At 72.1% G+C, this 7,275-nt stretch carries 6 protein-coding genes; 3 read left to right on the forward strand and 3 right to left on the reverse strand.

Annotated features, from left to right (window positions below; genetic code table 11):
* Positions 1-3 precede the first annotated feature (3 nt).
* The 3 genes from CXH06_RS05120 to CXH06_RS05130 form a co-directional block, all read right to left on the reverse strand.
* Positions 4-1,743, reverse strand: coding sequence for an ATP-binding protein (locus CXH06_RS05120; RefSeq protein ID WP_198684010.1), 1,740 nt, complete (start codon positions 1,741-1,743; stop codon positions 4-6).
* An 86-nt stretch (positions 1,744-1,829) separates the two neighbouring features.
* Positions 1,830-2,945: a PLP-dependent cysteine synthase family protein gene (locus tag CXH06_RS05125; RefSeq protein WP_114854069.1), complete on the reverse strand. Its 1,116-nt coding sequence runs from the start codon at positions 2,943-2,945 to the stop codon at positions 1,830-1,832.
* Between the two features lie 37 nt (positions 2,946-2,982).
* Positions 2,983-3,696, reverse strand: coding sequence for a GNAT family N-acetyltransferase (locus CXH06_RS05130; protein WP_114854070.1), 714 nt, complete (start codon positions 3,694-3,696; stop codon positions 2,983-2,985).
* 212 nt (positions 3,697-3,908) lie between these two features.
* Between CXH06_RS05130 and CXH06_RS05135 the strand changes: the two genes are divergently transcribed.
* The 3 genes from CXH06_RS05135 to CXH06_RS05145 are packed head-to-tail and all read left to right on the forward strand — an operon-like array spanning position 3,909 to position 7,210.
* Positions 3,909-4,580: a TetR/AcrR family transcriptional regulator gene (locus CXH06_RS05135; protein ID WP_114854071.1), complete on the forward strand. Its 672-nt coding sequence runs from the start codon at positions 3,909-3,911 to the stop codon at positions 4,578-4,580.
* Between the two features lie 33 nt (positions 4,581-4,613).
* On the forward strand, positions 4,614-5,537 hold the full coding sequence (locus tag CXH06_RS05140; protein ID WP_114854072.1) for an ABC transporter ATP-binding protein: 924 nt from the start codon (positions 4,614-4,616) through the stop codon (positions 5,535-5,537).
* Entirely contained in the window at positions 5,534-7,210 is a 1,677-nt protein-coding gene (locus CXH06_RS05145) for an ABC transporter permease (protein WP_114854073.1), read from the forward strand. Before CXH06_RS05140 ends, CXH06_RS05145 begins: the two co-directional genes overlap by 4 nt.
* Positions 7,211-7,275 lie beyond the last annotated feature (65 nt).

The following is a 7,275-nucleotide window of genomic DNA, read 5'->3' on the forward strand; positions in this document are numbered from 1 at the left end:
GGGTCACTCGAACTCGAGCTCCTCCTGGTTCCCTGCGTCGCTCCGACGGGAGGAACGCTGTGAGCGACTGGTGGGGAAACGGTCGCCCGGTCCGTATGTGACGCTGGGGCCGCGGGTCGCTGTGCTCGTCTTGACCAGGATGCGCCGGTCCACCAGGTCCGACAGAATGCGCGATGCTGTCGCCGGCTTGACGTCGAACATCGTCTGGACCATACGCCCGTTGATCTGCCCCGCTTCGCGGACGATCTCGACGACTTTGCGGTCCGTGTCGTCGCCGGAGCGCCGGCGGTAGGTGACCGCGGCCCCGAGAGCGCGGACAGCGGGACCGACCAGGCGATACTCTCCCTGCCTGCTGCGCGCTGAATCTGCGGTGCGCTCGAGAAGGGCATCACCGGGCGCCGAGAGGCGCATCAGGATGCTCTCGGTCTCTCGGTCGGTCTTCTGGAGGATCGGAGCGATTCTGCGCGCGGTGACGGTGCGGTGCGTGAGCAGGAATGTCATCACGAGGAGGGCGTCGGGGTCCTCTCGCTGGTCCTCGGGGAGGGCCGCGACGAACCGTGTGACCGGCTCATTGGGAGGGCCGCCCTCCAGAGTGATCTCCACCGTGTCGCCGTCTGTCATGAACACGGGAGGCTGGTGTCCGACGGACGTCATGGCGGCATACATCCGGTCGACCCCGACGCCGGCCGCCTCTCCGAGGCCCAGACCACGAATCGCCTGGACCAGTGAAGGATTGCGGCTTCGACTGCTGACGGTCAGCACATTCTCGATGGTGACGCCGGGTGCGAAGCCGCCCGGAGAGGTGAGGCGCAGCCTGCCGTCGCCGTGCTCGATCTGGATCGGCGAGGGATCGCGATGATCCCGGTGCATGAAGGCGTTGACCACAGCCTCCCGAAGCGCGCCCTCCGGCAGGTCGCCGATGAGCAGCTGTGAACCTCCCGGTAGGACGATGGCGGTGCGAGTCACCTGCGCTTCGATGAACTCCAGCGTCCGACGGATCGCCCAGAGCCCCGACCCGGTGATCTGCTCATTCGCGCTGAGCAGGCCTGAGGCGCGGGTCCGGCGGACATAGCGCACATGGACGGTCTGCTCGTCGCGGAACAGCATGCGTCCGCCGTTGGTCAGGTTCTCGCCGGACACTGCGCCGAGGCGACGGCAGACATCGGGCCAGGGGAGTGCCGCCCAGGAGCGACGTTCCTCATCGGCAGCCTGCCGAAGCATCTCTCGTGCGATCTCCACGGCGAGTGGTGAGACATCCTCCAGCGGGATGCCGGAGTCCTTGCCGGACCAGTCCTCGCCGCGACGATCCTGGAGCACGGTGGCGATGCGCTGCGGAGACATCGGTCGGCAGGCATCCCCGACGCGTTCCCGAGCAATTCCCCTGACCAGGTGGACATCCGGGCTCGGCGGGACCGTGATGATGGTCAGGGTCGACCCCCGGAAGGTCAGAGGACGGGCGATCACGATCAGGGAGGGCTCGGTGACTTCGTAGATGCGGTTGACCGTCGCCGTGCAGTCGAGCGGCGAGCCGACGAAGGCGTCGGTGCCGGGAACGCGATCCTTCACGCCGACGACGATCATGCCGCCATTCGCATTCGCGAAGCATGCCGAGGCTTCAGCGAGGTCGACGAGAGCATCGGGGACCGAGCGATCGACGGTCTTGAAGTCGATGGTCTCGCCCTCCAGGGTGTTCGCCGCTTCGCCCGCTGCGACGCGCTCGAGGAGGGGTGTCACGTCGTCCATGGTTTCTCCTAGTTTTGACGTACTCCCGACTGTCATCCTAGATCAAAACTGGTGAAAACTCCTCCGGCACACGGAGTCGGCGCCGCTCACCGCCGCCCGAGCGGCAGCTCCCTCTCGAGGGCCGCGCGCCAGGGCCCCAGGTCCCAGCCCTGCGCGGCGACCCAGTCGTCGTCGAAGTAGGTGTCGGTGTAGCGGTCGCCGGGGTCGCACAGCAGAGTGAGCACCGAGCCGTTCTCGCCCCGCGCGCGCATCTGGGCGATGAGCTGCGCGGAGGCGACGAGGTTCGTGCCGGTCGACGCGCCGACCCGTCGGCCCAGGTGGTCCGAGAGGTGGCGGGCGGCGGCGACCGAGGCCGCGTCGGGCACGCGGATCATGCGGTCCACCACCCCGGGCACGAAGCTCGGCTCGACCCGCGGCCGGCCGATCCCCTCGATGCGGGAGCCGTGCTCGGTGGTCACGCTCGGATCGCCCTGCACCCAGCCGTCGAAGAAGGCGGAGTTCTCGACGTCGGCCACGCACAGCGCGGTGGGCAGGCGCCGGTAGCGCAGCAGGCGCCCGAAGGTCGCACTGGTCCCGCCGGTGCCGGCGCCGACGACGATCCAGCGCGGCACGGGATGCGGCTCGAGCTCCAGCTGGGCCAGCGCGCTGACCGCGATCGAGTTGTTGCCGCGCCAGTCGGTGGCCCGCTCGGCGTGGGTGAACTGGTCCAGGAACAGCCCGCCCTGCTCCGCGGCCAGGCGCCGCGCCTCCCGGCTCATGCACTCGGCGCTCTCGACCACGTGGCAGCGCCCGCCCGCCGCCTCGATGAGGGAGACCTTGTGGCGGCTGGTCCCGCGCGGGATGACGGCGATGAAGGGGATGTCGAGCATCCGCGCCACGTGCGCCTCGCTGACGGCGGTGGAGCCCGAGGAGGCCTCGATGACCGGCATGCCGGGCCGCAGCTGCCCGTTGACCAGGGCGAGGAGGAACAGCGAACGGGCCAGGCGGTGCTTCAGACTGCCCGAGGCGTGGGTCGACTCGTCCTTGAGGTAGAGCTGGATGTCCCAGTGCGCGGGCAGGTCCAGGGTGACCAGGTGGGTGTCGGCGCTGCGGCGCCCGTCGGCGTCGAGGCGCTGGATCCGCTCGGCGACCCAGGCGCGCAGCGCCTCGTCGCTGCGATCCACGTCCTGCAGGCTCCGGGGCCAGGTGGCTGCATCGTCCATGGTCCGACGGTAGCCGCCGGCCGTGGGGGCCGCGCTCTCAGGGCGTGCGCACGGCGCCGAAGGTCACCGGGCGGCGCAGCGCGAAGCCCAGCTTCTCGTAGCCGGCGATCGCGGCGGTGTTCGAGGCCGCGGCGTGCAGCAGGGCGCGGTCTCCGCGCTGCTGGATGTGGAAGGCGACGTCGAGCACGAGGGCCGAGGCGAGCCCCTGGCGCCGGTGCTCCGGGTCGACGGCGACGGCACTGATCTCGGTCCAGCCCTCGGGACGGAGGCGCTCGCCGGCCATCGCGATCAACCGGCCCTGGCGGCGGATGCCCACGTAGCGGCCCATCTCGTGGGTGCGCGGGCGGAAGGGGCCCGGCTGGGTGCGCTCGACCAGGGCGAGCATCTCGGCGCTGTCGGCCGCGCCGAGCTCGACGGCCTCCGCGCAGGGCCGGGTCGCCAGGTGGTCGGTCTGGACCAGCTGCACGCCGGGGAGCGAGAACTCCCAGGTCCAGCCCTCGGGCAGGGTCGGCTCGGCATGGGAGACGCTCACGCTCGCGCCGTGCCCGTGCACCTCGAGGATCGCGTCCCACACCGCGGGGTCCTCCCAGTCGCGCACGCCCGCGAAGGGGGAGACGTCCTCGGGATAGCGCCGGACGAGGTCGTCGCCGATCGCGAGATGCGCGTGGTGCCCGGTCAGCGAGGACCAGGCCGGGTTGTCCAGCGCCGCCTCGTCCGCGCGGTCTCGATCGGGCGCGTCCTGCGCGGTCATGCGAGCTCCTCGCTCCTCGGGCGGTGCCGGTGCGGCACCGGGTCGATCGCACGCTACTCCCGGCGCGGGCCGCGGTGGCGGGGCGGGGTCTGTGAGGTCCGACGCCACGCCGGGGAGCTCCTGCTTGCCCCGGGCGTGAACGCGTGTTTACACTCGGTCCCACCCTTCGTGAACGAGCGTTCACGAACCCCGGAGCGGAAGGAGGCCCTCGCATGGAGGACGCGACCACGGACCCGATCGTCGAGGCGGCGATCGGGCGCTTCGCCCGGGACGGATTCGGCGCCTCCCTGCGTGCGATCGCGAAGGACGCGCACGTCAGCGCCGCGCTGCTCGTCAAGCGCTTCGGGACGAAGGACGGGCTGCGCGCGGCCTGCGACGACGAGGTGCGGCGCGCGATCCGCCGCACGAAGGCCGAGAGCATCGACGCGGCGGCGGAGCATCGGCCGATGTGGACGCTGCCGACGCACGACGAGCACGCCGCGCTGACCGGCTACCTCCTGCACTCGGTGCTCGACGGCGGGGCCTTCGGACGCGCCTTCCTCGAGCACATGATCGACGACGCCGAGGGCTATATCGCCGATGCGATCGAGCGGGGCCTGGCGCGTCCCAGCCGCGACGAGCGCGCCCGCGCCCGGTACATGGTCCATGCCGGCATCGGCTCGATGCTCGTCTCGATGCTCCTGTCCCCGGAGCGCGAGCGCACGGACCTCGGCGCCCTGCTGCGCCGGGTCCAGCTGGACATGGCTCTGCCCACCCTCGAGCTCTACACCCAGGGCTTCTTCACCGACGAGACCGTGCTGCGCAGCGTCGAGGACCAGCTGGCGGGGGCGCCCGGCGGCGAGACCCGGCCCGATCCGCCCTCCGCGGCGGCCACCGACTCCTGACCCTTCCCTTCTCGTCCCTGAGTGGAGACACCCATGTCGATCATCGACATCCAGAACCTCACCAAGACCTTCGGATCGTTCACCGCGCTGGACGGCCTGGACCTCACCGTCGGCGCGGGGGAGGTGCGCGGCTTCCTCGGCCCCAACGGCGCCGGCAAGTCCACCACCATCCGCGTCCTGCTGGGCCTGCTGCGCGCCGACTCCGGCACCGTGCGCCTCTTCGGCGGCGACCCCTGGGCCGATGCCGTGGCCCTGCACCGCCGCATCGCCTACGTCCCCGGTGACGTGGCCCTGTGGCCCAATCTCACCGGCGGGGAGGCGATCGACTACCTCTGCCGGCTCCGCGGGCGTCCCGATCCGCGGCGCCGCGACGAGCTGCTCGAGCGCTTCGAGCTCGACCCGCGCAAGAAGGCCCGCACCTACTCCAAGGGCAACCGGCAGAAGGTCGCGCTCGTGGCCGCGCTCGCGAGCGATGCCGAGCTGTTCGTCCTCGACGAGCCGACCTCCGGCCTGGACCCGCTGATGGAGGCCGTCTTCACCGAGGAGGTGCGCCAGGTCGCCGCGCGCGGACGCGCCGTGCTGCTGTCCAGCCACATCCTCAGCGAGGTCGAGAAGCTCTGCGACACCGTGACCATCATCCGCGCCGGCCGCGCGGTGGAATCGGGCACCCTCGAGAGCCTCCGCCACCTCACCCGCACGCGCGTCAGCGCCGTGGTGGGCGGGGACGCCGCCGCGGTCGCGGCCCGCGAGGGCGTCCACGACGCCCGCACCGAGCAGGCCGGCGCCGGCACGCGCCTCACGGCGGACGTCGACGACACCGCCCTCGGCGAGGTGCTCGCGGCGCTCACCGCGCTCGGCGTCAGCTCCCTGACGGCCACGCCGCCCTCGCTCGAGGACCTGTTCATGCGTCACTACGGCGAGGACATCGCCGCGCTCGAGAGCGAGGCGGCACGATGAGCACCGCGACCCATCCCACGCACCGCGCGCCCGTCCCGGGCGAGAGCGCCTCGCTCGCGGCGACCACCGCCGGGACCGGGCGGATCCTCCGGCACATCCTGCGACGGGACCGGGTGCGGATGAGCGTGTGGACGCTGTCGGTCACCGCCTTCGTGGCCTACTTCGCCTGGGCGCTCGGCACCGTCTTCGACGAGAGCGCGCGCGCCGCGCGCGCCGAGGTCATGCGCACCCCCTCGGGCATCGTCATGGGCGGGCCCGGATACGGCCTGGACGACTACACGCCGATGGTGGCGGTCGCCAACGAGGGCACCACCTGGATCGTGCTCGCCCTGTCGATCCTCGCCATCCTCCACGTCGTGCGGCACACCCGCGCCGAGGAGGAGAGCGGGCGTGAGGAGCTGGTCCGGGCGAGCGTCGTGGGGCGGAACGCCCCCGTGCTCGCCACGCTGGCCTCCCTGGCCCTCCTGCTCCTGGTGATCGCGGTCGCGGGATCGGCGGCCGCGATGATCGGGGAGGACGCCTCCTACGTCGACGGCCTGGCGATGATGGTCGGCAGCGCCCTGGTCGCGCTGGTCTTCGGGGCGGTGACCCTCGTGGCCTGCCAGATCACCGCCTCCGCCCGGGGCGCCACCGGGCTGGGCCTGCTCGTCTTCGGCCTCGCCTTCGTGGTGCGGGCGGCGGGGGACCTCGTCGAGCTCGAGGGGTCGCTGCTGTCCTGGTTCTCCCCCGTGGCCTGGGCGCAGCAGATGCGCGCATACGTGGACCTGCGCTGGTGGCCGCTCCTGCTCGCCGTGGCCGCGACGGGGCTGCTGCTGGTCCTGGCCGCGTTCCTCGCCGGGCGGCGCGACGTCGGCCAGGGGCTCTTCGCCGATCGTGCGGGAGCCGCGGGCGCGGCGTCCTGGCTGCGGAGCCCGGTGGCGATGGCGTGGCGGCAGCAGCGCGGGCTGCTGGGGTGGTGCCTGCTCGGGATGGGCCTGATGTGGTTCGCGACCGGCACGCTCATGAAGACCCTCGGGGACATGGCCACCGAGCTGGTCGCGACCAATCCGGCGCTGGGCGCTCTCTTCGGCGAGGATCCGTCGACCTTCATCAGCTCCTTCCTCGCGGTGATGCTGCTGTTCGTGGTGCTGTGCACGATGGCCTACGGGATCGTCACCACCCACGGGCAGTGCCGCGCCGAGGAGAGCTCCGCCCGGCTCGAGCTCACCCTGGCCGCGCCGGTGTCGCGCCGGCGCTGGCTCGGTGCGCAGCTGCTGGTCTCCGCGGCCGGAGTCCTCGCCCTGCTGGCCGTCTCGGTGCTCGCGACCTGGGCCGGGGCCGTCGTCGTGGGCGTCGAGGAACCGGTGCTGCAGGACTACCTGCTGGCATTCGCCGCCTACGCCCCGCCCACGCTCGTGGCCACGGGGCTCTCGGCCGCGCTGTACGCCTGGGTCCCGCGGCTCGCCGGGCTCAGCTGGCTGCTGCTCGCCGTGGTCCTCATCGTGACGATGTTCGGGGAGCTGCTCGACCTCCCCGAGGCCGCGCTGGGGCTCTCCCCGCTGCACTGGGTCTCCACGCCCTTCGTCGAGGAGTTCGACGGCGCCGGGGCGCTCGGGGTGACGGCGGCGGCGCTCGTGCTCTACGCCCTCGCGCTGCTCGGCTTCCGCCGACGGGACCTGCAGACCCAGGGCTGAGCCGACCGGCGCGCCGGCGCGGAGCGCGGCCGGCCTGTGGATCGGTGCGGTCAGGTGCTTCTGAC

The organism is Brachybacterium sp. YJGR34, from assembly GCF_003347015.1.
Classification (GTDB): domain Bacteria; phylum Actinomycetota; class Actinomycetes; order Actinomycetales; family Dermabacteraceae; genus Brachybacterium.

Coding starts and splice junctions, on each gene's coding strand:
- CXH06_RS05120 (WP_198684010.1), bottom strand. CDS start 1,743: ATGGACGACGTGACACCCCTCCTCGAGCGCGTCGCAGCGGGCGAAGCG.
- CXH06_RS05130 (WP_114854070.1), bottom strand. CDS start 3,696: ATGACCGCGCAGGACGCGCCCGATCGAGACCGCGCGGACGAGGCGGCG.
- CXH06_RS05140 (WP_114854072.1), top strand. CDS start 4,614: ATGTCGATCATCGACATCCAGAACCTCACCAAGACCTTCGGATCGTTC.
- CXH06_RS05135 (WP_114854071.1), top strand. CDS start 3,909: ATGGAGGACGCGACCACGGACCCGATCGTCGAGGCGGCGATCGGGCGC.
- CXH06_RS05125 (WP_114854069.1), bottom strand. CDS start 2,945: ATGGACGATGCAGCCACCTGGCCCCGGAGCCTGCAGGACGTGGATCGC.
- CXH06_RS05145 (WP_114854073.1), top strand. CDS start 5,534: ATGAGCACCGCGACCCATCCCACGCACCGCGCGCCCGTCCCGGGCGAG.